The sequence below is a fragment of the Bacillus sp. NEAU-242-2 genome, from assembly GCF_027853835.1.
Lineage (GTDB): Bacteria > Bacillota > Bacilli > Bacillales > Bacillaceae > Bacillus > Bacillus velezensis.
On record NZ_JAPNNY010000002.1, the window covers coordinates 91,533 to 116,497 of the forward strand.

21 protein-coding genes are annotated in these 24,965 nt (G+C 50.2%); 5 read left to right on the plus strand and 16 right to left on the minus strand.

Annotated elements, in window-relative coordinates; all coding sequences use genetic code 11:
• Nucleotides 1–16 precede the first annotated feature (16 nt).
• From essB to OWN49_RS05420, 3 genes are all read right to left on the minus strand, one after another.
• A complete protein-coding gene (gene essB / locus OWN49_RS05410; protein WP_077723177.1) occupies nucleotides 17–1,303 on the minus strand; it encodes a type VII secretion protein EssB in 1,287 nt (428 codons plus the stop codon).
• Between the two features lie 14 nt (nucleotides 1,304–1,317).
• Nucleotides 1,318–1,557 (minus strand): EsaB/YukD family protein, encoded by a 240-nt coding sequence (locus OWN49_RS05415; RefSeq protein ID WP_003152015.1) that lies wholly within the window; start codon nucleotides 1,555–1,557, stop codon nucleotides 1,318–1,320.
• Nucleotides 1,558–1,632: 75 nt separating this feature from the next.
• Complete coding sequence (locus tag OWN49_RS05420) at nucleotides 1,633–1,926, minus strand: WXG100 family type VII secretion target (RefSeq protein ID WP_003152013.1); 294 nt, start codon at nucleotides 1,924–1,926, stop codon at nucleotides 1,633–1,635.
• A gap of 315 nt (nucleotides 1,927–2,241) precedes the next feature.
• On the opposite strand from OWN49_RS05420, the gene OWN49_RS05425 reads away from it, so the two are divergent.
• The 3 genes from OWN49_RS05425 (at nucleotide 2,242) to OWN49_RS05435 (ending at nucleotide 5,499) form a co-directional block, all read left to right on the plus strand.
• A complete protein-coding gene (locus tag OWN49_RS05425; RefSeq protein ID WP_003152012.1) occupies nucleotides 2,242–3,471 on the plus strand; it encodes a PucR family transcriptional regulator in 1,230 nt (409 codons plus the stop codon).
• A gap of 103 nt (nucleotides 3,472–3,574) precedes the next feature.
• Nucleotides 3,575–4,705, plus strand: coding sequence for an alanine dehydrogenase (gene ald, locus OWN49_RS05430; RefSeq protein WP_070082293.1), 1,131 nt, complete (start codon nucleotides 3,575–3,577; stop codon nucleotides 4,703–4,705).
• Nucleotides 4,706–4,821: 116 nt separating this feature from the next.
• Entirely contained in the window at nucleotides 4,822–5,499 is a 678-nt protein-coding gene (locus OWN49_RS05435; protein WP_077722772.1) for a YukJ family protein, read from the plus strand.
• Nucleotides 5,500–5,543: 44 nt separating this feature from the next.
• On the opposite strand, the gene OWN49_RS05440 is transcribed toward OWN49_RS05435, so the two are convergent.
• From OWN49_RS05440 to OWN49_RS05475, 8 genes are all read right to left on the minus strand, one after another.
• A complete protein-coding gene (locus OWN49_RS05440) occupies nucleotides 5,544–5,759 on the minus strand; it encodes an MbtH family protein (RefSeq protein ID WP_003152009.1) in 216 nt (71 codons plus the stop codon).
• Between the two features lie 18 nt (nucleotides 5,760–5,777).
• Nucleotides 5,778–12,905 carry an amino acid adenylation domain-containing protein gene (locus OWN49_RS05445; protein WP_176283509.1) on the minus strand — a complete coding sequence of 2,376 codons (7,128 nt, stop codon included), beginning with the start codon at nucleotides 12,903–12,905 and terminating at the stop codon, nucleotides 5,778–5,780.
• A gap of 14 nt (nucleotides 12,906–12,919) precedes the next feature.
• A complete protein-coding gene (locus tag OWN49_RS05450; protein WP_031378405.1) occupies nucleotides 12,920–13,846 on the minus strand; it encodes an isochorismatase in 927 nt (308 codons plus the stop codon).
• Nucleotides 13,847–13,864: 18 nt separating this feature from the next.
• On the minus strand, nucleotides 13,865–15,490 hold the full coding sequence (locus OWN49_RS05455) for a (2,3-dihydroxybenzoyl)adenylate synthase (RefSeq protein WP_031378404.1): 1,626 nt from the start codon (nucleotides 15,488–15,490) through the stop codon (nucleotides 13,865–13,867).
• Between the two features lie 18 nt (nucleotides 15,491–15,508).
• Nucleotides 15,509–16,705: an isochorismate synthase DhbC gene (gene dhbC, locus OWN49_RS05460; RefSeq protein WP_070082298.1), complete on the minus strand. Its 1,197-nt coding sequence runs from the start codon at nucleotides 16,703–16,705 to the stop codon at nucleotides 15,509–15,511.
• A 23-nt stretch (nucleotides 16,706–16,728) separates the two neighbouring features.
• Entirely contained in the window at nucleotides 16,729–17,514 is a 786-nt protein-coding gene (locus tag OWN49_RS05465) for a 2,3-dihydro-2,3-dihydroxybenzoate dehydrogenase (protein WP_176283510.1), read from the minus strand.
• A 135-nt stretch (nucleotides 17,515–17,649) separates the two neighbouring features.
• Complete coding sequence (locus OWN49_RS05470; protein ID WP_176283511.1) at nucleotides 17,650–18,519, minus strand: alpha/beta hydrolase; 870 nt, start codon at nucleotides 18,517–18,519, stop codon at nucleotides 17,650–17,652.
• 175 nt (nucleotides 18,520–18,694) lie between these two features.
• The gene (locus OWN49_RS05475) at nucleotides 18,695–19,291 is read right to left on the minus strand and encodes a sulfite oxidase-like oxidoreductase (RefSeq protein WP_166705778.1); all 597 of its coding nucleotides are present in this window, start codon (nucleotides 19,289–19,291) and stop codon (nucleotides 18,695–18,697) included.
• A 99-nt stretch (nucleotides 19,292–19,390) separates the two neighbouring features.
• On the opposite strand from OWN49_RS05475, the gene OWN49_RS05480 reads away from it, so the two are divergent.
• Entirely contained in the window at nucleotides 19,391–19,984 is a 594-nt protein-coding gene (locus OWN49_RS05480) for a biotin transporter BioY (protein ID WP_003151994.1), read from the plus strand.
• A gap of 45 nt (nucleotides 19,985–20,029) precedes the next feature.
• Here OWN49_RS05480 and OWN49_RS05485 read toward each other — a convergent pair whose 3' ends face one another.
• Nucleotides 20,030–21,358, minus strand: a complete 1,329-nt coding sequence (locus OWN49_RS05485) for a Na+/H+ antiporter NhaC family protein (protein ID WP_025650207.1) — start codon at nucleotides 21,356–21,358, stop codon at nucleotides 20,030–20,032.
• 132 nt (nucleotides 21,359–21,490) lie between these two features.
• A complete protein-coding gene (locus OWN49_RS05490; RefSeq protein WP_176283512.1) occupies nucleotides 21,491–22,981 on the minus strand; it encodes a leucyl aminopeptidase in 1,491 nt (496 codons plus the stop codon).
• Nucleotides 22,982–23,128: 147 nt separating this feature from the next.
• Here OWN49_RS05490 and OWN49_RS05495 point away from each other — a divergent pair, with 147 nt between their 5' ends.
• A complete protein-coding gene (locus OWN49_RS05495) occupies nucleotides 23,129–23,605 on the plus strand; it encodes a divergent PAP2 family protein (protein ID WP_003151991.1) in 477 nt (158 codons plus the stop codon).
• 28 nt (nucleotides 23,606–23,633) lie between these two features.
• On the opposite strand, the gene OWN49_RS05500 is transcribed toward OWN49_RS05495, so the two are convergent.
• The 3 genes from OWN49_RS05500 to OWN49_RS05510 form a co-directional block, all read right to left on the minus strand.
• Nucleotides 23,634–24,275 (minus strand): 3D domain-containing protein, encoded by a 642-nt coding sequence (locus tag OWN49_RS05500; RefSeq protein WP_003151990.1) that lies wholly within the window; start codon nucleotides 24,273–24,275, stop codon nucleotides 23,634–23,636.
• A gap of 100 nt (nucleotides 24,276–24,375) precedes the next feature.
• Nucleotides 24,376–24,696 (minus strand): YuiB family protein, encoded by a 321-nt coding sequence (locus tag OWN49_RS05505; RefSeq protein ID WP_003151989.1) that lies wholly within the window; start codon nucleotides 24,694–24,696, stop codon nucleotides 24,376–24,378.
• A gap of 68 nt (nucleotides 24,697–24,764) precedes the next feature.
• A complete protein-coding gene (locus OWN49_RS05510; protein WP_007408708.1) occupies nucleotides 24,765–24,890 on the minus strand; it encodes a YuiA family protein in 126 nt (41 codons plus the stop codon).
• Nucleotides 24,891–24,965: the final 75 nt, after the last annotated feature.

The following is a 24,965-nucleotide window of genomic DNA, read 5'->3' on the forward strand; positions in this document are numbered from 1 at the left end:
CATTTGATGTGTGCTGTTATTTTTTTTCATCTTTTTTCTCATCTTTCTTGTCGTTCTCTTTGTTATCTTTCGCTTTGTCTTGTTTGCTTTCATCTTGTCCGTCGGAAGCTTCGGCGGTGTCACTGTTTTCCTCCGCTTCTTTATGCTGTTCCTCCGCCTCTTTTTTCGCCTTCGCAAGCTCGCTTTCCACGGCGTCCAGTTCTTTCTGCTTTTCGTCGTCTTTCATACTGTCATCCGCTAATAATTGCTGTTTATATTTTGTAAGTCCGAGCCAGATGTACGGGTTGTACTCAAGATTGCGGCCGATTTTGATGGCTTCTTCATTTTCCCCTCTGCCGATATCAATCCAATAAAGGAAGTGCTTCGGGTCTGATTGCAGCGTGACCAGATTCCCGATGTTTTTCCGCTGTTCTTCCCTCAGATTTTCAACTGCCACATAAGAGGAAGCAAGCTCGTACTGCACAGATTCCGGGAGGCTTTCCGCATCGTATTTAGCGAGTGTGTCAATGACTTTGCTGTACTGCTGATTTAAAAAATAGCGGTTGCTTTCCGTAATTGCCTCTTGCTTCGGCTGGGCGAAAAACAGAACGTATAAGGAGTAAAGAAGTGCCGGCACAAGGAGGACGGCAAGCGCCAGACCGGCGTATCTTTGGATTTTCCATTTCTTTTTCGGCAGTTTTATGTATGTCTTGTCCCTTTCTTCGAGGGAATCAATTGCGGTTTGAATGGCTTCTTCCAGTTCTTCAATCGTCTCCGCTTCTAACACGCTTTTCACCTCAGGAGAGAAATGAAGCGTCTCCTTGTACTTCAAATATTCATCGAAGGTGTACGCCCCGTCAGCTGCAAGCGCCGCACAGGCTTTGAGCTCTTTTAACACCCTTTCTCTATCTTCCTCATAAGGCGGAAGGCTCTCCTTTACGCCGTAATGAAGAAAGTAAGGCGTCAGCGCTTTATCAAACACGATATTTTCAGGGGCGGCAATCAGATTGAGACGTTTCAGCTTATGCTGTTTCACGGCTTGGACGAGACGGTAGGCAAATTGCCACCTGCTTTTTTTATCTTTTCCTTTTATATAGCGGAAAGCCTGATAAGAAGAAGGAGGTTTGATTGTGATGGTTACTTCGTCTTCTGAAACTGAGACCTCTTTTTGAAAAAAAGGATCGGCGTCTTTAATCACATTCGCTTCCAGCCCGTCAAGAAGCTTGATTTTTTCCCGCTGGAAGGTGAACGTGAAGCCTGATTCGGTTTCTTCCCGGACGGCGTCTAATTCTGTTTCTAAATAAGATCTGTTATGACCTGTCATTCCACCATGTCCTTTCATAAAATTTCAAGGCGGTCTCCGTTCGTAATGCCGCAGTCAGATAGCTTTTGTTCTCCGGAAAAAACCGTTTCTTTATTGACCACTCTGATCCAATAGCCTTCACGCGGCGGAACGGATACATGCTGAGCCTGCCGGGCAATATCAATGACTTTTTTCACAGAATGGTAATCTGACAATCTGAGATCGAAGACGCTGCCGTTATAATGTGTTAAATCTATTGTAATATCGATATACATATTCATATCACCCTTACATAGAAAGAGCGCCGTCTTCTTGATTGAATCAGGCGCTCCGTTTCTTCATTCATCTTATTATCCGCGAATTTGGTTAGCGATATCTTGGTCGGTAGACTCAAGCGTATTTGCCGTTTGATCGAGCTGATGATTCACATCTTGAAGCAATTCAGACATTTTAATAAATGAAGGTTTCAGCTGCTCATATTGATCCGCGAATGCTTCACTTGAAGCACCTTCCCACATACCTTTCAAATCAGAAATCATGCGGTTCAGGCGGTCAACCTGATTCATGACTTCCTGACTTTCAACGCCATATTGCTTAGCCATCGCTCTTAGCTCTTCGGGTGTGACACGAATTAATCCAGACATATTCCTTATACCCTCCTGTGTCATCAGCCTAAATATGGGCTAATTCACTTATTTTTTGAACGTCATTATTATAAAAACAACCAATCGGCACAGTCAAACAAATCTGTTTTAATTTTACAAAATGAGTCTTATGATATATCGGATTTTTCGTCATATTTACACATTTTGTAAATACAATAGTATTATTTCCTTATTATTTTCGTTTTCACTGAATGATCTTATTGTCCTAGTCTATTTCCCTGCAAAGATGCCTTTCAGTCTGAAAAGCAAGATGGTAAGATCAAGATATGAAGCTATGAAAAAGTAGGGATACAGATGACCAATCCAAAGGATCCATTTAAGTACAGTTTCGACAGGCTTGAAGATGTTGCCGACCATATCAGTGAAGTTCTTCAATGCCCCATTACAATAGAAGACGTTAATCATAAACTGCTTGCATACAGCACGCACAGCGATTGTACAGATCCGGCCCGGACGTCGACGATTATCGGGCGGAGGGTGCCGGAAAAAGTCATCAACAAACTGTGGAAAGACGGAACCATTCCGGCCCTTTTAAAAACGGACCAGCCGATCAAAGTGAAAGAAATTGACGAGGTGGGCCTAAGCAACCGCGTGGCGATTTCCATCTGGAAAAACAGTCAGGTTCTCGGATTTATTTGGGCGCTTGAGATCAAAAAAAAGCTCAATGACGAAGATCTGAAGACACTTCAGCTGGCCGCTAAAGCGGTGCGGAACAAGCTTTTGCACCTGCAGATCCGCAAAACGAAAATCGAAGAGCGGGGCCAGGAGTTTTTTTGGAAAATGCTGACCGGCCATATCTATCAGGAAGCCGAGATGGCCGAAGGGTTTCATAAGCTCGGAATGGCGCTGCCGTCCGTGTTCAGCGTCATGATCATCCGTTTACATGATGAGCTGACTGAAAAGACGGAACAACAGCTGCAATATTTGCAGGAAACGACACAGCAGATTCATGTCATGCTGGCGACTGTTGATTCAAATGAATTAATCTTATTAGCCGCGCCGAAAACCGATCAGCCTTTTAAAGATTTAAAGCACTTCGCTCTTCATATTCAAAAACAGCTGAAGGAACGATATAAAATTGAGGATGCGTCGATTGCGATCGGCGGTATTTACGAATCGATTTCTTACGTTTACCGATCCTATCAGGAAGCGCTCTCCGTATTAAAAGCGAAAGAGCGGTTTGTGAGAGAAACCAAACACCTTTTCAGCTTTTCTGAACTCGGCATTTATCAGTACCTTGATGTGTTGGATGAAAAACGCAAGCACAGCGGCTATATGAACTATTCCCTGTCAAAGCTTGAGCAGTATGACAGGGAGCACCAAGCCGATATGGTAAAAACGCTCGAACATTTTATTGATGCCGACAGCAACGTCAACACCGCCGCTAAAGCGCTTAACATCCATGTCAATACATTGAATTACAGGCTGAAAAGAATCAGCCAGATCGCAGAAATCGACTTAAAAAATGTGAATGAGAAGTTTACGATTTACCTGGATATCAAACTTCGCAGCATGGGTTCGTGAAATTTCACAAATCCGTGTTTTTTTATTTTCTGTTTCAAACAAAGAATTTTCGCAAAAATCGCGCTACACTTGAAGCATCACACAAACATTGGGGGAAACAGACATGATTATCGGGGTTCCAAAAGAAATCAAAAACAATGAAAATCGAGTGGCATTAACACCTGGAGGCGTTTCACAGCTTATCGGAAACGGCCATCGGGTTCTTGTGGAATCCGGAGCGGGACTCGGAAGCGGCTTTACAAATGAAGATTATGTATCAGCAGGGGCGGAAATTCTGGAGGACAGAAAGCAAGTATGGGATGCGGAAATGGTCATGAAGGTAAAAGAACCGCTGGCTGAAGAGTATGCGTATTTCCGTCAAGGTCTGGTCTTGTTCACTTATCTTCATTTAGCCGCAGAGCCGGAATTAGCTAAAGCGCTTACAGAAAAAGGCGTGACAGCTATCGCGTACGAAACGGTAACGGACGGACGTTCCCTTCCGCTGCTTACGCCGATGTCCGAAGTGGCCGGCAGAATGGCCGCGCAGATCGGAGCACAGTTTCTTGAAAAACCAAAGGGCGGAAAAGGAATTTTATTAGCCGGCGTACCGGGTGTATCCCGCGGAAAAGTCACGATCATCGGAGGGGGCGGCGTCGGAACAAATGCCGCGAAAATGGCTGTCGGACTCGGTGCCGATGTGACAATGATCGATTTGAACGCAGACCGCCTGCGTCAGCTTGATGATATTTTCGGGCATCAGATTAAAACATTGATGTCAAACCCTGTAAATATTGCAGATTCCGTCGCGGAAGCGGATCTTCTGATCTGCGCCGTGCTCATCCCGGGAGCCAAAGCGCCGACTCTCGTTACGGAAGAAATGGTTAAACAAATGAAACCGGGTTCCGTCATTGTTGATGTTGCCATCGATCAGGGCGGCATTGTGGAAACCGTCGATCATATTACAACCCACGATAATCCGACTTACGAAAAACACGGCGTCGTTCACTACGCTGTCGCCAATATGCCGGGCGCCGTACCGCGTACGTCTACGCTCGCATTAACGAATGTAACCGTTCCTTACGCGCTTCAAATCGCCAATAAAGGCGCGGCACAAGCCATTGCAGACAGCCCTGCGCTTAAAGCGGGCTTAAATACGGCTAACGGACATGTCACGTATGAAGCGGTAGCCAGAGACTTAGGCTATGACTACGTGCCTGCTGAAAAAGCAATGCAAGGTTCGGCTGCAAAAGCTTAATAGAGATGAAGAGGACAGCCTGATCAGCGGGCTGTCTTTTTCCTTTCTCATAAAAGGAAAAACGGCCCCCTGTCTCGAATATCAATTCATATCCCGGAAGAAAAAGGAGGATTCATATGGCTGTTCAGCACTATGGTGTATTAAAAGGCACTGTGTTAGATATGAGAAGGGAAACAGATGATGATTCTCCGCATTTTCAAGTCGAGGTGCTAGGCGAGCCTGATACGCGCTATCGCTGTGCGATCAATGTCATGTCAAGTTCAAAAGAATCAGAGGTTCTGTATGCGGCACGCGATCATTTTGACGCAAGCGCGATCACCCTGCTGCCGAACATTCCGTATGGATATACCCCAATTGATGAAACCAGCCGTGAGCTGGCGCTGGATTATGTCCGCGGCGGATTGTTTGATCCCCGGAACATGGTGCCCCTTCCGCATGAAGTCACCGGGCCGGATAATGACTTAAATGACTTTATTGAGACGTACATGCAAAAAGCCAAATCAGAAAAAGCCACCGTCTATATTTACGGCTCTAAATTCGGGCCGGAGCCGGGCGCTGATAAGATTTTCGGGTTCAAGCCGACAAACGGCATGCATAATATTCATATGAATCAGGGAAACCCAATTGATACACGCTGGAAGAAGGATAACGGAACGTGGCACGACGGCGGTATTTTAATCCAGTTTGCAGACCAGTGGGCCGCGGTCTTTTTGGCTTTTCTGTCTCAGTCATGGTGCACGGATGAAGAAGGCCACCCTTATACATTTTGTGATCATACACAGCTTAACGGCTGATGTCCGCATAAAAAGCCTGCCGAAATAACGGCAGGCTTTTCTTATTACATTTTAGCAGCTTCGGTCCGCTTCAGGCTTTCCGGCCTCATATCACGCCAGTTTGTTTCAATATATTCGAGACAAACGGGGCGGGTTTCATTCGTCAGGCGGGTTTCCCAGCCGTCCGGCACATCCAGATAGGCCGGCCACAGTGAGTACTGGCCTTCAGCATTGACGAGCACATGGTATGAACCGTCTTCCCGTTCAAATGGATTTGTCATATCATCTCTTTCCTTTCTTTACCGGACTGTACGCCGTCCGTTTAATTTCTCTGCCAGAATCGCGCCGATGTCGGCAAGCGGGCCCGGCTGGCACATATCTTTATGGCGGCAGTCTAGGTCATACCGCTCGATTTTCCCCGTAATATACGGTTTCCAAGTATCCGGCTCAATCGGGTCAAACCACTCCGGAATAATCGTGGATCTGAAGAACAGCACATCTCCGTGGAACGGCTTCGGCTTGTATGTTCCTAACAGCCCGACAGAATTAACGTACGTGTCTTTCAGATTCATCATCACTGACTCGTCCAGGCTGGCTAATGCGCTCCCCTCACGGCGGAGAATGGTCAGCGCGGTGTCAAAATCAAGCGGCTGATCCCCGAGGCTGTCCGGGTCGTACCCTCCCAGGGCAAGCAGCGCAATGACGGCTTCCTCGTCATCAGGCGCATTTTTTATCGGCAGAAAATGATTCGGATACGCGTCAAGCATCACCAAAAGCGAAACCTCTTCGCCCCGGCTCTGTAATTGTGTCGCCATGGCCTGAATGACATTCCCTCCGAGAGACCAGCCGAGCAGACGGTACGGCCCTTTCGGCTGCACGGTGCGGATTTTTTCAATATAATCCGCCGCCATGTCATCTAAGCTTTGCGGAAGCGGTTCTTTTTTTCCGATGCCTCTCGCCTGTAAGCCGTATATCGGATAATCAGCCTCTAAAGAAGACATCAGCCCGGCATAACACCAGCTGAGACCGCCGGCCGGATGGACACAGAACAACGGTGTTTCTTCTCCTGCCGTTCTGAGCGGAAGAAGAACATCAAGCGCGCTTGTGCCCGTTCCTGACTCAAGTCTTTCAGCAAGGCTTGCCACCGTAGGAGCTTCAAATAGTGTTCCGATACTGAGCTCGGCTCCCATCGCTTCCCGAATACGGCTCATTAAATGAACCGCAAGCAAAGAATGGCCGCCTAAATCAAAAAATCTGTCATCAATACCGACACGCGGCAGATGAAGCACCTCTGCGAACAGCTCACACAGCATTTCTTCCTGCGGCGTTCTCGGTCCCCGGCCGGTGACCTCAGTTTGGAAGTCAGGCGCAGGGAGCGCTTTTCGGTCAAGCTTTCCATTCGGTGTCAGCGGCAGTTCATTCATTTGGACAAAAGCTGACGGAATCATGTAATCCGGCAGGCTTTCTTCGGCAAACCGGCGCACGTCCCCCGTGTCCAAAGTGCTGCCGGCAGATCGGACAAGGTAGGCGGCCAGCCGTTTATCTCCCGGCCGGTCTTCACGGACGACTGCGGCGGCATCCTCGACATCCGGATGTTTGACGAGAACCGCTTCGATTTCTCCCAATTCAATCCGGAAGCCGCGGATTTTAATCTGGTGGTCCGCCCTGCCCATATAATCAAGAGAACCGTCCGTCCGCAGACGGGCTAAATCCCCCGTCCGGTACATTCTCGTTCCCGGCGGGCCGTACGGATCAGCCACAAAGCGTTCGGCGGTCAGACTTTGCCGCCCTAAGTAGCCTCGCGCCACGCCCCCTCCGGCAACATACATTTCACCCGTTATGCCCGGAGGCACGGGCTCCAGCCGGTCATCAAGCACATATACGTTCAGATCAGGAATGCCGCAGCCGATGAGGCTGTTTGCTCTCAGTTCGGCAATGTTTTTGTCTAATTCAAGGTAACTGACGTGCACCGTCGTTTCCGTAATGCCGTACATGTTCACAAGCACCGGCTGATTGTCCGCGTGGCGGCTGTACCAATCCTCAAGCCGGCTCAGCTCAAGCGCCTCGCCGCCGAAGATGATATATCTGAGTGCGAGCTGACGCCCCAGCTCTTTGTGTTCTTTTTCCGCATGCATCAGCTGGTAAAACGCTGACGGCGTTTGGTTAAGTACGGTCACTCGCTCTTTCACGAGGAGATGTAGAAACGCTTCCGGCGATCTGCTGATGTCATGCGGCACGACGACGAGACGTCCGCCGTGAAGCAGCGGCCCCCATATTTCCCAGACAGAGAAATCGAAAGCGTAGGAGTGAAACATCGTCCATACATCATCAGAATTAAAGTGATACCAATGCCGCGTCGACTCAAACAGCCGGATAACATTGCTGTGCGGAATGATGACACCTTTCGGCACACCTGTTGATCCCGACGTGTAAATGACATAGGCCGGGTGAAGCGGTGACAGCGGACGAATCCGGTCGGCATTCTCAGGGTTCGTGACGGCATATTGCCGAAGTGTTTCCTTATTCTGCGGATCATCCAGGATGAAGGCCGGCATGCCGTTTTCGCCAGAGAGCTTACTTGCGCCTTCACGATTGGTGAGCATAAATACAGGCTTGGCATCATGTAACATAAAAGCGATGCGGTCCGCGGGATAATCAGGATCAAGCGGCAAATACGCTGCCCCCGTCTTCAGGACGGCTAACAGCCCGACAATCATATCTAAAGAACGCGGCAGCGCCAGTGCGACAAACTGCTCCGGGCCGACGCCGCGGGCAATCATCATGTGCGCGAGCTGATTGGCTCTTTTATTCAGCTCTTGATAAGTGAGTCCGCTCTCTTCAAATACTGCCGCCGTTTCATCCGATTTTGCGGCGGCCTGTATTTCAAACAGTTCAGGCAGTGTCTGCCGAGGCTGAATATGCTGTTTTGCCCGTTTAACCGACAAAAGCTTCCGGCGCTCTTCATCAGAAAGAATGGTTAAGCTTCCGATCGGTTTATCCGGATGTGATACGGCATCTTCGAGCAGAAGAAGCAGGCGTCCCGCAAGTGCTTCAGCCGTTTCTTTTCTGAATAAGTCTGTACTGAACTCCAGAAAGCCTTCAATACCGGCAGGCGTGCCGTCATCATGGCGCTGTTCAGCCAATTCCAATGTCAAATCAAATTTGGACGATCCGACACTGCTGATTTGCAGGCTTGTTTCCATATCAGGAAGACTGAGTACAGGGTCAGGCGTATTTTGGAATGCGAGCATCACTTGGAACAGCGGATGTCTTGACCGGGAGCGAACCGGATTCAATTCTTCCACGAGACGTTCAAACGGCACGTCCTGATGTTCATATGCTGCGAGATTCATTTCCCTGACCCTTTCAAGAAGCTCACAAAAGCTCGGATCGCCAGAGGTATCGGTTCTCAGTACGAGTGTATTAATGAACATACCCACAAGGTCTCCTAATGCGTCATCACTGCGGCCGGCTATCGGACTGCCGATCGGAATATCGGTTCCCGCCCCGAGCCGGGTCAGCAGTGCGGAAAGCCCTGATTGAAGCACCATAAACAGGCTTACGCGCTGATTTCTGGCTAGTGAGAGAAGACGGGCATGAAGCTCTTGGCCGATGTTGACCGGAATGACGCCGCCCCTGTAGCTTGATTCAGCGGGACGCGGAAAATCAGACGGCAGCTCCAGCTGATCCGGTACATTTTCAAGCGTTTTCTTCCAGAAATCCAGCTGGCGCGCAATTAAGCTCTCAGAATCAGACGCGCTGCCTAAAAGCTGCTGCTGCCAAAGCGCATAATCCGCATATTGAACCGCCAGCGGCGCCCATTCTGCTTTTTCACCTGTTTGCCGGGCGATATAGGCTATGGATAAGTCACGCATGAGCGGATTCAAGGACCAGCCGTCGCCTGCGATGTGATGCAGGAGAACCATCAGCGTATATTCGCCGTCACCAAGATCAAACAGCTCAGCACGGACGGCCGGCTCTTTAGCAAGATCAAACCGGTATCGTGCCGCAGCGGCAAGCATGTCTTGGAGCTCGTTTTTGTCTGCTTGTGTCACTGTAAACACAGGGCGGGCTTCTTCAGCAGGTAAAATGAGCTGATGAGATGATCCCTTATTTTCCGGAAAAACGGTGCGCAGGCTTTCATGACGGCAGACAACATCGTAAAAGGCGTGTTTCAGCGCTGATTGGTCAAGCTTGCCTGACATGCGGACAATCACCGGAATGTTGTAAGTCGGGCTTGGCCCTTCAAGACAGTAGAGAAACCAAAGACGCAGCTGCGCAAATGACAGCGGGATGTGCTCCGGCCGGTCAAACGGCTTGAGCTTAGGCCGCGCACTCTTTGCGGTGTCAAGCTGTGCGGCGAGCCCGGCAACGGTCGGCGTATCAAACAGACGGCCGATGCCAAGCTCTGCGCCCATCGTCTCCCGGACCCGGCTCATCAGGCGTCCGGCTAAGAGCGAATGTCCGCCCAATTCAAAGAACCCGTCATCAATTCCGACCCGCGCGAGACCGAGAACTTCGGCAAACAGATCGCATAATATTTCTTCCTGCGGCGTCCGCGGCCCTCTGTCAGACAGGACAGCGGAAAAATCAGGTGCAGGCAGAGCGCTGCGATCGAGCTTCTTATTCGGCGTCAGCGGCAATTCTTTCAGCTGTACAAACGCGCCCGGCACCATATAATCCGGCAGGCTTTCGCCCATATATTCACGAAGTCCGCCGATATCAAGGGGCTGATCCGCGACAGCATAAGCCGCCAGCCGCTTATCTCCCGGCTGGTCTTCACGGACAATGACGGCGGCCTGCGAAATACCCGGGTATTTCGACAGCACTGACTCAATTTCTCCTAATTCTATCCGGAACCCGCGGATTTTAATTTGGTGATCGGCTCTGCTGATATAATCAAGCGAGCCGTCCTCACGCCAGCGCACGAGATCTCCCGTCCGGTACATCCTCGCGCCCGCGGGTCCGTACGGATCGGCAATGAATCTTTCAGCTGTTAAATCAGGACGGTTATAATAACCTCTGGCAAGCCCCTCGCCCGCTATATAAAGCTCGCCCGCAATTCCCGGCGGGACTGGCTGCAATGCGGCGTCCAGCACGTATACCCGCGTGTTCCAAATCGGCTTTCCGATCGGAGGCGCCCCTGTATGGCCTTTTGCAAGCGGCTGTGCGGCCGACCAGATTGTTGTTTCAGTCGGCCCGTACAGATTTGTCACCGTACAGCCTGATTCAAGCAGAGCATGCAAAAGCGCGTTCGGAAGCGCCTCACCTCCGACAAGCACCTGCAGCGCCCGGAGGGAATCCGGTTCATTGGTGACTAATGAATGCCACAATGTCGGCGTTGCCTGCATGATTGAAATACCGTATGAGTGAATCATGTGCGCAAGCGCCCGCGGTTCCTGAATCGTCTCTTTACGTGCGATGACGCACCCCGCCCCGCTGATGAGCGGAAGGAAGAGCTCAAGTCCGGAAATATCAAACGCCGCAGTCGTAACGGCAAGCAGGCGGTCTTGTGCGCCGAGCGGGAACATTTCCCTCATGGATAAGAGGAAATTGCTTACGCTTTTTAATGTCACGACTACGCCTTTCGGTTTGCCCGTTGAACCCGATGTATAGATGATATAAGCGGGGTGCAAAGGCGAACATTCCGCCTGAGCGGGACAGTCAGCATTTTGAGCGGCAACGGTTTTTACCGTATCCGGGTCATCGAGAATGATCCTTTTTACATCACTGTCTTCCGGCATGCGGCCGGATAAGTCCATCGTTGTAATCAGGCATGCAGGCTGTGCATCTTTGAGCATGTATGTGATCCGCTCAGAAGGAAAATCAGGATCAAGCGGCAGGTATGCGGCTCCCGTTTTCAAAACGGCCAGCATGCTCACGGCCAACTCCTGTGACCGCGGAAGCAGCAAAGCGGCAAATTGTTCCGGTCCAAGCCCCTTTTCCTTTAGCATGCCGGCAAGCTGGTTCGCGCGCTTGTTCAATTCGGCATAGCTGAGCTCTTCGTTTTCGGTGATGATTGCCGGCCGGTCCGGTGTTTTTACGGCCTGTTCGTAAAACAGCTCCGGCAGACTTTTCTGCTTCTCGGCCTTGCGCGTGTCATTCCAGCTTTCCAGTACGCAGAGACGTTCACTTTCAAGCAGAAGGTTGAGTGTGCCGATTTTTTGTGTCTGGTCTTTCACAGCGGATTCCAACAGAAGCAGGAATCGTTTTTGATGGTTTTCAATATCTTCGGCGCTGTACACTTCCGGATTCGCATCAAAGTCCACACGCATTCCGCTTCCGTCCGCTCTGTCGTAAACGTTAATTGACAAATCATCAACGGGCCCGGCTGATAAGTTATGGACGGTGCCTGGCGCTCCGGCGAAATCAAGCGCGTAGTCAAACGGCATCACATTGACTTGCGGGCCGAACAGCCTGCGGTTTTCTCCGAGCAATTTAAGATCGCGGCGCATGTCTTCATGGCGGTATTTCTGATGGCGCCGGATGTTTCGGATTTCTTTTGCCACTTGGCTGACGGCCTCATGAAAATTCATATCCGGGCGGAGAGAAAGCCGCAAAGGCAGAAGATTCATGACCATACTCGGAATATTCAGTGAAATCGAGCCGATCCGTCCCATCATCGGTAAACCGAGCACGATATCCCCTGCGTTTGTCATCCGGTGGACATATACCGCCGCTGCGGCTGTGACGGCTTCATGCCAGTTCGGAATCGCTTTTACATGCTGTAAAGCCGTTTCAGAAAGATAAGCCGTGCTTCTCCGAAAGCTTGTTGACGTTCTCGGCGCTCTTTCTGCCAAACTGACGACATCAGGTTCATCCGCAAATTTCTCCATCCAAAACTCCCGATCTTTCAGGAATTGATCAGACGCGCGGTATTCTTGTTCTTCTTTTACCAGTTCCTCCAAAGAGCCGAAGGAGCGCCCGTTATCCGGACGTCCTTCCCGTATTGCGGTGTACATTTGCGCCGTACGCCGTGCCAGCAGTGAAAAACCGTAGCCGTCTATCGCAATGTGGTGAATGCGCTGATACCAGAAAAAGCGTTCCGGTCCCGCCTGAAATAAAATGTCGCGGAACAAAGGCCCGGCCGCCATATCAACGGGCTGAGCCAAATCTGTCTGCATGAGTCTGAGTGCGGCCTGCTTCGGATCAGCTTCTGAACTCACATCTATGACATCGATCGCAGCCTCAAATGGAGGATTGATGATCTGCTTCGGCCCGTCTGCTCCCTCTTCGAAGCGGGCGTGTAATGACGCGGCTTCCGTCAGCACGCGTTCGAGAGCGGTTTTAAATATGTTCACATCGATCGCGCCGTTTATCTCAACGTACTCGCCTGTATTGTAAATCGGATTATCAGGATCAAGCTGCTGCGCAAACCAGATACCGGCCTGTGCGCCTGTCAGAGGCAGCTGTTGTGTATCATGCATTCTATTCTCTCCCTTTATAAATAATCTGCGTTCGGCAAGACTTTTTGAGATCGGGAAGAAAGAAGTCTCCACCACTCTTCCAGCGTCGGGTTCTCCGCCAGTTCCACAAACGTCACTTCAGCTCCGTCACGGCGCCATTGTTCGACAAGGCTCATGATTCTGACGGAGTCAAGGCCTCTGTCCAGCAGGTCTTCATGATCCGGAATATCAGACGGTGATTCTTGAAGAATCGCCGCAATTTGTTCCCGCACCCGGTCTTTTGTCAATACGGCGGAAGTCTTCCCTTCTCCTTCAGAAACCGGCGCGCCGCCCAGCAGTTCCAGCACTTCGTTTGTCAAAGCCGTGTAAGCGCAACGCTGAGACGCATATTCGATGGCCATCTTATGTTTTTCTGAAGAAAAATCAGCAACGGCGTCTCCGATAAAGAAGCTTTGGATATCATCCATAAATGCTTCACAGGCTGTGACGAGACAGCCGATGTGTGCATAAATTCCCGTAATCATGAGCTGGTCTCTGCCGCTTTCACGCATGATGTCAAGGAGATTCGTCCGTTTAAACGCGCTGTATCTCCACTTTGTGAGGACTATGTCCTGATCATCCGGGGCAAGCTCCGGAATGACCTTTTCTTCATAAGGCCCGCTTTTCAGCCCCGGCCCCCAAAAATCCGTCAGCAGCGCGCGGTCCGCCGGGTCTTGGCTGCCCGGCTGCGCGGTGTACACCACCGGAATGCCGAGCGCTTTGCATTGCTCTTTTATTTTCTTGATATTCTGAGCCGCCTCCGTGATCGGAGCCTCACCTTTCGCAAAAGCATCGACGAAATAATTCTGCATGTCATGAATCAGAAGCACCGCTCGTTTCGGATTCAGCGTCCACGATACTTTATTTTCAGGCATATCTGACGCTGTCGGCAGCGCATATGCGGGAATAGACGGTATAGCCAATGTAAACACTTCCTTTTTTTAAGATTGTTTGATTTCAGCCGGCTTTACTTTTTGGGCGATCGTTTCGCGAAGATCCTTTTTACTGACCTTGCCGACGCCGGTTTTCGGGAAAGAAGCGATAAATTCAATCCGGTCGGGGATTTTATATGCCGCCAATCCGCGCTCCCGTAAAAACGCTTTCAGCTCTCCCGGTTTCGGCGCTTCTCCTTTCGGAATGACGAACACACAGGACCGCTCTCCGAGAAAATCATCCGGCATTGAAACCATGGCCGCATCATGAACGGCAGGGTGCGCAAGAAGGTGATTTTCCACCTCCTCAGCGGCTATTTTTTCACCGCCCCGATTGATTTGATCTTTCGCACGTCCTTCGACGATGATATAGCCGTCCGCCGTCAGTTTGACGATATCGCCGGTCTGATAAAATCCGTCGGCTGTGAATGATCTTTCATTATGTTCAGGCGCTTTATAATATCCGCGAATCGTGTAAGGGCCGCGTGTAAACAAATGTCCCGCTTCACCGGGGGCGACATCCCGCCCGTCATCGTCTAAAACCCTGACCTCATCAAAAGGTGACATCGGTCTGCCTTGCGTATTGACAATGATCTCTTCAGGATCATCCAGTCTCGTATAATTCACCAATCCTTCCGCCATTCCGAAAACCTGCTGAAGGGTGCATCCGAAAGCGCTCTTTACGCGGCGGGCCGCCTCAGCACTGAATTTGGCGCCTCCCACCTGCAGCACTTGAAGGCTTGATAAATCATCACTTCGCGAACCGGATGCGTCCATCCACACCATCGCAAGCGGCGGGACGAGCGCTGTAATCGTGACACGTTCTTTTTCAATTAACGGGAAGCAGTCATCCGGACTCGGCGTCGGTGACAGAACAACCCGGCCTCCGGCATATAAAGTTCCCAGCACACCCGGCGAGCTGAGCGGATAATTATGCGCTGTCGGCAGCGCGGCCAAATAAACGCTGTGATGATCCAAGCCGCATATTTCCGCGCTGAGGCGCAAACTGTATATGTAATCGTCGTGTGTTCGCGGAATCAGCTTGGACAGCCCCGTACTGCCTCCTGAAAGCTGTAAAAAAGCGACTTCCGCCGGGCTTACCTCTTCCAGCTGAACAGGCTCTCTATGCAGGCTGCTCAGTTCCTGAAACTCTTCAGCTTCGCCGGCCACAATGACATGCGCCAAATCCGGAAGTTTGTCTTTCACCTGTCTGGCCAGCGCCCTGTAATCAAAACCTGAATGCGTATCAGGAATGATGTATGCTTTCGCCTCTGCAAACTCGCAGAAATACGTAATCTCACTGCTTCTATGAGAAGGCAGCGCGAAAACGGGCAGTGCTCCGAGGCGGAACAGCGCGAAAATCACTTCAAAAAACTCAGCGATATTCGGCAGCTGCACGACAACGCGGTCTTCCTTTTGAATTCCGAGCTTATGCAGCCCCGCCGCTAAACGATCGGCCCTTTCATCTAATTCTTTGTAGGTCCAATGTACATCTTTACACGTCACGGCAGTTTGATTTCCGTATAAAGCCGCACGCTCTTTCAGCATTCCTCCGAACGTCTCACCCTTCCAGCAGCCGTCTTTTCGGTATTTGTCAGCCCATTCTTCCGGCCATGGCGTAAATCCAGTCAGCACGATCCGTTCCCTCCTTTTTTACAACTCATCTTGGTAAAGCCCCATCGCCCGGAGCATGGTGCGGAATTTCGCCGATGTCTCGTCCAATTCATCCTGCGGCTTTGATCCGGCGACAATCCCGGCACCCGCAAAGAGCCGGAGAGACCTTGTTTCCGCTTCGGCGCAGCGGAGTGCGATAATCCATTCTCCGTCGCCTTCAGCATCACACCAGCCCGCCATTCCCGTATAGAAATTGCGGTCAAACGGTTCAATATCCTGAATCGCTTCTCTCGCCGCATCCGTCGGCGTTCCGCATACCGCGGGCGTCGGATGCAGGGCGATGGCCAGCTCAAGTGATGTCGTTGACGGATCACGCAGCTCTCCCTTTACCTCGGTGGACAGGTGCCACATCGCCTCAGTTTTAATGAGTGACGGTTTTTCCGGCACATCAAGCACACGGCAGAACGGTTTTAGGGCGGCGGCCACGGCGGCCACGACTACGGCATGTTCATGCAGATCTTTTGCTGATTGCAGCAGTTCTTCCGCTCTTCTCTGATCCTCGGCGGGATCTGTGCTGCGAGGTCTGGAACCTGCCAGCGGATTGGACAGAATCGATGTTCCGTTTTTGGACAGCAGCAGTTCAGGACTTGCGCCGAAAAGCGTTTTTCTTGTTTCTGACGTTCCCGTCACATCGGCAGCGAATGTATAGCCGCGCGGGTTGTGCTGCGCCAAATGCTTGACGGCCTGAGGAATGTCGATATCCTTTTCAGCGGTCAGATGAAGCGTCCTTGACAGCACGATTTTGCTGAGCGGACCGTCCGTAATGTTGAATACGCCTTGTTCCACACCGCTCATAAAGCCCTCAGGCTCCGGAACGGGGCAGATGTCATATGTATTGGATTGCGGCTTTTCTGCGGAAGATTCCGCAAACGAAAGCGGGCCTGCCGTATGGACATTCTTCGGTACAAAAAGCCGGGAAGCTTTTCTGCCGTCAAAAGGAATGGCGCCGGCCGCAATCGGATGTTTGATGCCGGCTTGCTTTGCCTCAAGAAGCGTCTGTCTTACGCGTTCAGGCAGTGAGTCCAGCTGATTCTCCGCGTCTGCATCCGGCACTTTTGCAAACACACCTTCTGCAAGGAGCGTACTTTTCGGGGAAGCTAAAAAGAACGCTCCGGGCTTGTAAGCGTCCAGCACCTCTTTTGCAGACACTTCCGTCAATACATGTTGATTTGTCATGATTATCCCTCCTTCTCGTTACATCAAACGCCTAAAGTAGCGCCGCCATCCACGCATAAATCATGCATCGTGATATGGCTTGCCTGTTCAGAGGCCAGAAACAAAACGGCATTTGCAATATCAGAAGGCTTTGCCAGCTTTTGAAGCGGAATTCCCGTTTTATATGTATCAAGCGAACCTCTGATAACGTCCTGTGCTCCGTTTTCATCCCGCCACAGCGCACGCTGCATGTCGGTTTCCGTTGAACCCGGAGATACGATGTTGCAGCGGATATGATGGGCCGCAAGCTCCAGTCCGAGGCATTTCGTAAACATGGCGGCAGCCGCTTTTGACGCCGCATAAGCCGCCATGGAAGCACGCGGAACGCCGGCTGCATTCGAACCGACCGTAACGATGGCGCCTTTTTGACGCTCAATCATGTACCGGCTTACAGCACGCGATACATGAAATACGCCGGTCGTATTAACAGAAAATGTTTGATCCCAATCTTCATCACTGAGGGATTGCACCGGACCCGGCCGCAGCACGCCCGCAACGTTCGCCAATATTTCAATAGGCCCCATGTCGCGTTCAACGGCGGCGATGATATCATTGACAGCCGCACTGTCAGATACATCTGCGGCAAACCCCTGCGCCTGCACGCCTTTTTGCCGGAGTCTGTCAGTAAGCCCGGGAAGCAGGTCTTCATTTGTATCTATAGCTGCCACATTTACGCCTTGTTCAGCAAGGGCAAGCGCTGTTGCTTCCCCGATGCCTTGAGCGGCGCCGGTGACAACGGCTGTTTTCCCTTTCATTCCCAATGCGTTCATATTATCATTCCCTTTCTATATTGATAATGATTATCATTATCAATTATGATTCAAGACAATCATATCCAAATCAAAACACGCAGTCAATTAGAAAATTAGAATCAGCCGCATTTAGTTCGAAGGGCCTGTTTTTTCTCATGCGGGAGAATACGGGGTATGCGGCCCTCCCGGATTCAGGCAGAAACGAAGGGCTCTGCTGATTAAAACGGGCAGGACAGAAATATGGCCCTCTCCTTCAAACTCGCTGTATTCAGCGCGGACTCCATCACCTTCAAATCCGGATAATAAAGCGTACAGCGCCTCTGCGTGCTGCGGGATTCTGCTTTTATGTGTTTTTTCAATTTCTCCCGCAGCCAGCAATACGCTGACTTGAAGATTTTCCGCAGAGAGCCGGTCTGACAAACGTTCTGCGTTTTCCTGAATAAAACGCTTGTTCCAATGAATTGACGGACTTCCCGCAACATAGGTCTGGAACATGTCCGGCCTCGTCAAAAGCACTTGCAGCACAAAAAGACCGCCCAGCGAATGGCCGAAAATCGTCTGCCTGCCTCTGTCGATCGGATAATCCCGCTCCATCGCGGGCTTTACTTCTTCTTCTATAAACTCCAGAAACGCTTCCGCCCCTCCCTGTTCGGGCCATGCCGCGCCGCGCGGATGCACCGGCAATTCTGATTCAGAAAGCGGCATCGTAAAATCACTGTGCCGTTCGGCGGAAAACGGCTGATCTGTCGGGTAGCCGATTCCGACAATCACCGCCGGAACAACGCCTGTTTTTTCAGGCCGCCGGCTTTGCACCCGCAAAGCTTCGGCCATTGTGCCGAACACGGAATTCGCATCGAGCAGGTATATGACAGGGAAGCCGGATGCAGGCGGTTCTTCCTGAGGTAAAGAGACAAAGATACGATACGTACGGCCTCCTTTTGAGCGCATTTCTCTTACTTCTGTGCCCGGAACCGCGTATCGGCCGGCCGGCGCGAAACCCCGCTTTATTTGTTTTCCGTCCATTATGTGTTCAACCCCTTTGTGGCAATTGCTTTATCTAACCTCATTGATAATGATTTTCAATATCAAAAGACACCTCAAATAATAGGTTTTTTGCCAAACAAAGTCAATGGATTTTTGATATAAAAAAAGCACCTTATTTTAATAAGGTACCTAAGAACTATATAGGGATAGGGGCTTAATCCCATGTAAAGCGCTCATTCTTCCATGGATCTCCCCTCATATGGTAGCCGTTTTTCTCCCAAAAGCCGGGGTGGTTTTCCTTTGTGAACTGAATGCCGCGCAGCCATTTTGCGCTTTTCCAGAAATAAAGATGGGGGAAAACGCCTCGGAGCGGATAGCCGTGCTCTGGCGTTAACGGCTCGCCGTTATACGCATATGCCAGCAGGGATGTTTCCCGCGTAAAATCAGAAAGCGGCAGGTTGGCCGTCCAGCCCTCTTCAGCGTGCAGAATGACGAATCCCGCTTCTTTGTGCACACCCGCTTTCTCAGCGATGTCTTTGGCGCGTATTCCCTGCCAGATATTATCAAGACGGGACCAGCCCGTGACGCAATGAATATCATTTTTCACTTCGGCTTCCGGAAAGGCTTTGATATCTTCAAAGCTTAACAGCATAGGACGGTCAACAAGCCCGTACACTTGCAGATTCCATTTTGACATATCTTCATAATAAGGAACATTTCCGGCGTGAAGCACGGGAAACTTCGTTGTGACATTTTGATTTGGCGGAATCCGTTCCGACTGTTTTGTTTGTCTCGTTTTCCCGAAAAACATATGGCTCCCTCCATTTAGTAAACCTATATTAAATCTTTGTTGACAATCAATCACCCTTCGATTACGCTAATCTGGTACAAGTGTAAGGGGGAAAAACAAATGAAACAACGCAACCTTCGTGCGGGCGATATGGCGCTTATCGGCATGTTTGCCGCACTGATGGCCGTCGGCGCCAACATTACATCAATGGCTCCTTTTTTGCAAGTTGCGGGAATTCCGTTATCGCTGCAGCCTTTCTTTTGTCTGTTAGCCGCGATGCTTCTCGGCGCCAGACGGGCAGCCATTGCAATGACGGTATACGCATTGGCCGGACTCGCGGGGGCGCCTGTTTTCGCTCAATTCTCAGCAGGCTTTGCGCCGTTTATCGGAAAGAGCGGCGGATTTATTCTCGCTTACATCCCGGCGGCATTTGCAGCCGGATGGCTGCTGGAAAAAACAAAAAAACCCGGCCGCCTGCATTATGCATGGGCCTCTTTGATCGGTACCGCCGTCATTTATATCATTGGCACGACCTATACGTATATTGCGCTGAAATTATGGCTTCATGCTCCGATCAGCTACGGAATGGCCTGGTTTTACATGATATGGTTTTTCATAAAAGATATCATTTTAGCACTGTTATTGGCATCTATCGCGCCTGCCGTATACAGATCTATTCATAAAGCGACGGGGTTCAGCAGAAATCCGGCGTAAGATGTTCTCAGCATACAAAAAGGCTCCCCTTTCCGGGAGCCTTTTTTACAGAACAAGCGCGGCAATCCACCCGAATATCACAAGCGGAATGTTATAGAAAATAAATGTCGGTACGCACGTATCCCAAATGTGGTGGTGCTGTCCGTCGGCGCTGAGGCCTGACGTCGGCCCGAGCGTACTGTCACTTGCAGGAGAACCCGCATCACCGACCGCGGCGGCCGCTCCGATTACGGCGATCGTCGCCATCGGGCTGAATCCGAGCTGAGCGCACAGCGGGACAAATATGGTCGTAATGACGGGTACGGTTGCAAATGATGATCCGATTCCCATCGTGATTAATAAACCGACCACCAGCATCAGGAGCGCGCCTAATGATTGACTGTGACCGATAAAGCCTGTTGATGCTTTGACCAAGGAAGCCACATCGCCCGTTTTATTCAATACATTTGAAAAACCGGCCGCAACAAGCATGACAAACCCGATAAAAGCCATCAGAATCATGCCGTCCGTGATCAGCTTATCCGCTTCATTGCGCTTCATGACTCCGCTGATAAACAGCGTAAACAAACCGGCAAGCGCGCCCATGATCATACCTTCCACTCCGAGCACTTGTGACAGATAGAGCTGAACGGCAAGCGACACGGCAATGGAGATCAGGGCGATGGCAATGCTTTTTTTCGTATAAGGAGAAGACGACAGTCCGGCAATCTCCTTCGTCTCATATTTCTTCGGTTTCCGGAAGACGATGACGGATAAAATTAATCCGACTACCATCCCGGCCGTCGGGATGATTAAAGCATACGGAATATCACTGAGCGGCACCTTTAAACCGGCTGACGCCATATTATCTCTCAGCATCCCTTGGAAAATCTGTCCGAATCCGACAGGCAGAACGATATACGGCGCAGTCAGTCCGAATGTCATCACACACGCGATCAGTCTGCGGTCTATTTCAAGTTCGTTAAATATTTTTAAAAGCGGCGGAATCAATACAGGAATAAACGCAATGTGAACGGGCACCACGTTTTGTGAGAAACAGGATATGATTAAAATAATCAGTACGATTAACACTTTTGACAGTGCTTTTTTCCGCGAATCTTCCTTTTTTCCGATTAGTTTGACAGACGCTTCCACCATTGCATCGGGAAGCCCCGTCTTTGTCAGCGCCGCGGCAAATGCTCCGAGCAGCGCGTAGCTGACCGCGACGGTGGCATTTCCGCCGAGACCGTCCGTAAAAGCCTTCACCGTCTCTCCGAGGCCTAAGCCGCCGGTCAGCCCGCCGGCAAGCGCGCCGATCATTAAAGCTATAATAATATTGACACGCAGCAGGCTTAAGACGAGCATAAGCAATACTGCGACAACAACAGCATTCATTGATGAGTCCCTCCAAAAATCCTTTAGTTTGCTAATGTAGTAGATAATTAAAGTTAACATACATTCTGCGCTTTAGTCAACTAAAGATTTTGGAAATCAAAAAACCCGCTGCATCAAGGCAGCGGGATGCTGTTATCTTTCGGGCGTAAACCGCTCAGTCAAAACAGCCAACGTCCTTGCCATGACGCCTGTTGCGCCGGCAGGGCCGAAGCATGTCGCTTTATTCGCCGTCGCGGTTCCCGCAATATCGAGATGAACCCACGGCGTGTTTTCCGCGAATTCACCAAGGAATGCCCCCGCCATAATCGCGTGGCCTTCTCTTCCCGGGGAATTGTTCAAATCAGCCATCTGACTGTTTCTCACCCGTTTTTTATCCTTTTCTGTAATCGGAAGCTGCCAGATCGGCTCGCCGGATTCTTTCGCCGATTCCGCCACTTGTTCATAAAACGCGGCGTGATTGGTCATGGCGCCCGTCATTTCGTTCCCTAAGGCGACAATGACACCGCCCGTTAACGTTGCGACGTCTACAAGGACAGAGGCTCCGTGCTGCTTGGCGTATGTGATGCCGTCGGCAAGCACGAGACGCCCTTCCGCATCGGTGTTCAGGATCTCAATGGTTTTTCCGCTGAGCGAAACGATGACGTCATCCGGCTTCATGGCATCGGACGAAATCATGTTGTCGGTAGACGGTATGACGGCGAGCACGTTTTGTTCAGGCCGGAGTTCGCCGATAATTTCCATTGCGCCCAATACCGAGGCGGCCCCTCCCATATCGCTTTTCATGCCGACGATGCCGGTTTTCGGCTTAATTGAATATCCGCCCGTATCAAAGGTAATTCCTTTACCGACCAGGCCGATGACGTCTTCCCACTGATCTTTGCCCTGATACTTCAGAACGATCATTTTCGGCGGTTCGGATGAGCCTTTGTTAACAGCAAGCAGCCCGCCCATGCCGAGCTCTTCCATTTCATCTTTTTCTAAAATTTCACACTCGAAATCGTATTTTGCCGCAAGCTCAGCGGCATATGACGCCAAATCAGTGGCCGTCAGCATATTACCCGGCATATTCACAAGCGTGCGGGCTGAATTCGCCCCTTGGCCGTATGCCGCGCCGACGTTCAGGCCGGCCTGCACTTCCCTCAGGTCTTCTTCGGTCACGGCGCAGACTGATTTCAGTTCCTGATCCGGCTCATTCGATTTATGTTTATAATCCTGCACTTCGTAAACCGCAAGCAGACAGCTTTCCGAAAGCGCATGAGCGGCATCGGCGGCAGGCACTTCCCCGGAGACGAATGTATCGAGCAACACGGAAACTTCCTGTTTTTTATCTTGATGAATCTGCTGAAATACTCGTGCAAAGCATTCTTTCGTATCTTCAAACGAATAATCCGCTTCTCTTCCCAGGCCGATAAAATAAATACGTTTCATACCGGTCGCAGCCGGAGGGTATACTTTTGATACACGATTGCGTTTGGCGGACACATCACCATCCTTTAACAGCTGGGTCAGATGACCGTCCAATTTATCATCCAATTCCTTCGTAAATCCGTTCAGCGTGCTTTTTTGAAAAAGACCGATGACCAGTGTTTCGGGATGCCGCAGTTGATCAGATGCATAAAACATGAGTACACACTCCTTATGTGGGTATTTGTTATGTAAAGTGGTATAATGAAAAAACATTTTTCATTGATTTTATTTTACCAAACTAAGGGCGTTTTCTGCAGTTTTTCGATACGATCGGAATCAGCAGATACAGAAAGGATGTCGCATATGGATGTACTTATGAATTTTCCTTTACTGGCGAGTTTTGCCGCCATTATTTTTGCCCAAGTTGTAAAAGTGCCTATTCAATTTATCGTATCCAAAAAACTTGACTGGTCTCTTGTGACGAGCACCGGCGGCATGCCGAGCTCCCATTCCGCTGCCGTCACCGCGCTGTCAACCGGAATCGCTTTGGAACAGGGACTGGACTCGCCCCTGTTTGCAGTCGCCGCGATTTTCGCCGTCATTACGATGTTCGATGCTACAGGTGTCAGGCGGCATGCGGGTGAACAGGCGACAGTCATTAATAAACTGGTCATCGACTTTAATCGGTTTGTCAGCGAAGCGAAGGACTTTCAGAAAGCGGAAGAGAAAGAAAAACAGAAGAAATTGAAAGAGCTGCTCGGCCATCAGCCGATTGAAGTGTTCTTCGGCGGCGTCACCGGTATTGTGCTGACATTGATTTTAGATTATTTCTTTATGTAAAAACGCTTCAGCGGATGCTGAAGCGTTTTTATTCTTTTACCGTTTTGTATTGATTTCTGAACACTTGCAGCGACTTTGTTTCGTTCAGCTTTACAAGTTCGTCCTCGGTCACTGTGCCGTTCCCTTTTTTAATAATGTAGACCTCAAGTGTTTTTTTGCCCCAATTGTTATAGACGTCCTTGACGGTGTCAAAGTAGAGGTCAAGGCGGCTGCCTTTAATTTTTGAGCCGGTATCGGCGACAACCCCGTAACCGTAATTCGGTATAAAAAGAATCGTCCCGATCGGGAAAACAGACGGATCGGCCGCAACAGTTGAATATAAATCGCGTTTGACCTTCACGCCTGAATATGTAATTCCGTACTGCGGATGACCCGGAGATTTTCCGGTAGATTCCGCTCCGGCGGTATAACCGGTGGCCGTCACCTTTTGTGACGGATAGCGTTCCCAGTCAAAAGCTTCTTCCAGCGGCTTTACCCTGCCTGATGCCTTCTTTTCCGGCTGATTCTGTAAGGATTGAAACGGAGTGCCGATGTTTTTCAAAACGGCGCCGCGATGTTCCGTCATCCAATTTGTCAGATCCTTTGCTTCAACACCGGTTATGGAAAAGTATGTCGCATGGCATGCGCCCAAAAAGAGCACGATCATGAATACGCGTCTGATTATCGTCAATCTGAAATCACTCTCCTCCGAGTCATTGTTCCCAACTCGGTGAGGTGCTATACAAAAAGCGCCGCGACACAAAAAAAGCTTTCTTGAATAAGAAAGCGGCTTAAAACATTTGATATCCTCTTTTTCTGAGCGCCTTTATGGCAATGCCTGACATGATGGCTCCCGCCAGTCCGCCCGCCAAAATCACGACATCCGCAACCGCTAATGACATGATGCGCTGAAACAGGCTTTGAAAGGATTCCCCCGGCGCCTGCACGTAACTGATCATCTTTTTATTGCTGATAATGAAAAGGCATACAATCGGATAGACAACAGCCATAATCCACGACATTCTAAGCAGCATGTTCAACAGAAAGCCTATGCCGAAAAACAGTACAAAAAATAGTACGATTGAGATCAGGACAACCGGCAAACTAATCACAAACATCCACCCCCTACAGCACTTTCAGTGTACCTCGGGGGCGGTAAAAAAGTCAACGTCTGGAAAAATCAGCGTCTCTCTTTGCCGCTTCCCTGGCAGGAGGGACATGTTTCGGAGCCGCCAAGAAGCAATTGAAAATACCCTTTACCTGAGCAGAACGGACACGCCGCCGTGCTTTTTGCTGTCGTTTTCATGCGGATCACCTTTTTTTCTTAATTTTCTGATAATATATCATATTTACTTGTCAAGCAACAAGTCAGAATATGTAA

What these genes read in the sequence shown, in the direction of transcription:
- OWN49_RS05490 (WP_176283512.1), bottom strand. Translation starts at nt 22,981, where the DNA reads ATGTTTTATGCATCTGATCAACTGCGGCATCCCGAAACACTGGTCATC.
- OWN49_RS05415 (WP_003152015.1), bottom strand. Translation starts at nt 1,557, where the DNA reads ATGTATATCGATATTACAATAGATTTAACACATTATAACGGCAGCGTC.
- OWN49_RS05495 (WP_003151991.1), top strand. Translation starts at nt 23,129, where the DNA reads ATGGATGTACTTATGAATTTTCCTTTACTGGCGAGTTTTGCCGCCATT.
- OWN49_RS05420 (WP_003152013.1), bottom strand. Translation starts at nt 1,926, where the DNA reads ATGTCTGGATTAATTCGTGTCACACCCGAAGAGCTAAGAGCGATGGCT.
- dhbC (WP_070082298.1), bottom strand. Translation starts at nt 16,705, where the DNA reads ATGACAAATCAACATGTATTGACGGAAGTGTCTGCAAAAGAGGTGCTG.
- OWN49_RS05470 (WP_176283511.1), bottom strand. Translation starts at nt 18,519, where the DNA reads ATGGACGGAAAACAAATAAAGCGGGGTTTCGCGCCGGCCGGCCGATAC.
- OWN49_RS05440 (WP_003152009.1), bottom strand. Translation starts at nt 5,759, where the DNA reads ATGACAAATCCATTTGAACGGGAAGACGGTTCATACCATGTGCTCGTC.
- OWN49_RS05425 (WP_003152012.1), top strand. Translation starts at nt 2,242, where the DNA reads ATGACCAATCCAAAGGATCCATTTAAGTACAGTTTCGACAGGCTTGAA.
- OWN49_RS05475 (WP_166705778.1), bottom strand. Translation starts at nt 19,291, where the DNA reads ATGTTTTTCGGGAAAACGAGACAAACAAAACAGTCGGAACGGATTCCG.
- essB (WP_077723177.1), bottom strand. Translation starts at nt 1,303, where the DNA reads ATGACAGGTCATAACAGATCTTATTTAGAAACAGAATTAGACGCCGTC.
- OWN49_RS05435 (WP_077722772.1), top strand. Translation starts at nt 4,822, where the DNA reads ATGGCTGTTCAGCACTATGGTGTATTAAAAGGCACTGTGTTAGATATG.
- ald (WP_070082293.1), top strand. Translation starts at nt 3,575, where the DNA reads ATGATTATCGGGGTTCCAAAAGAAATCAAAAACAATGAAAATCGAGTG.
- OWN49_RS05465 (WP_176283510.1), bottom strand. Translation starts at nt 17,514, where the DNA reads ATGAACGCATTGGGAATGAAAGGGAAAACAGCCGTTGTCACCGGCGCC.
- OWN49_RS05445 (WP_176283509.1), bottom strand. Translation starts at nt 12,905, where the DNA reads ATGCATGATACACAACAGCTGCCTCTGACAGGCGCACAGGCCGGTATC.
- OWN49_RS05510 (WP_007408708.1), bottom strand. Translation starts at nt 24,890, where the DNA reads ATGAAAACGACAGCAAAAAGCACGGCGGCGTGTCCGTTCTGCTCAGGT.
- OWN49_RS05485 (WP_025650207.1), bottom strand. Translation starts at nt 21,358, where the DNA reads ATGAATGCTGTTGTTGTCGCAGTATTGCTTATGCTCGTCTTAAGCCTG.
- OWN49_RS05480 (WP_003151994.1), top strand. Translation starts at nt 19,391, where the DNA reads ATGAAACAACGCAACCTTCGTGCGGGCGATATGGCGCTTATCGGCATG.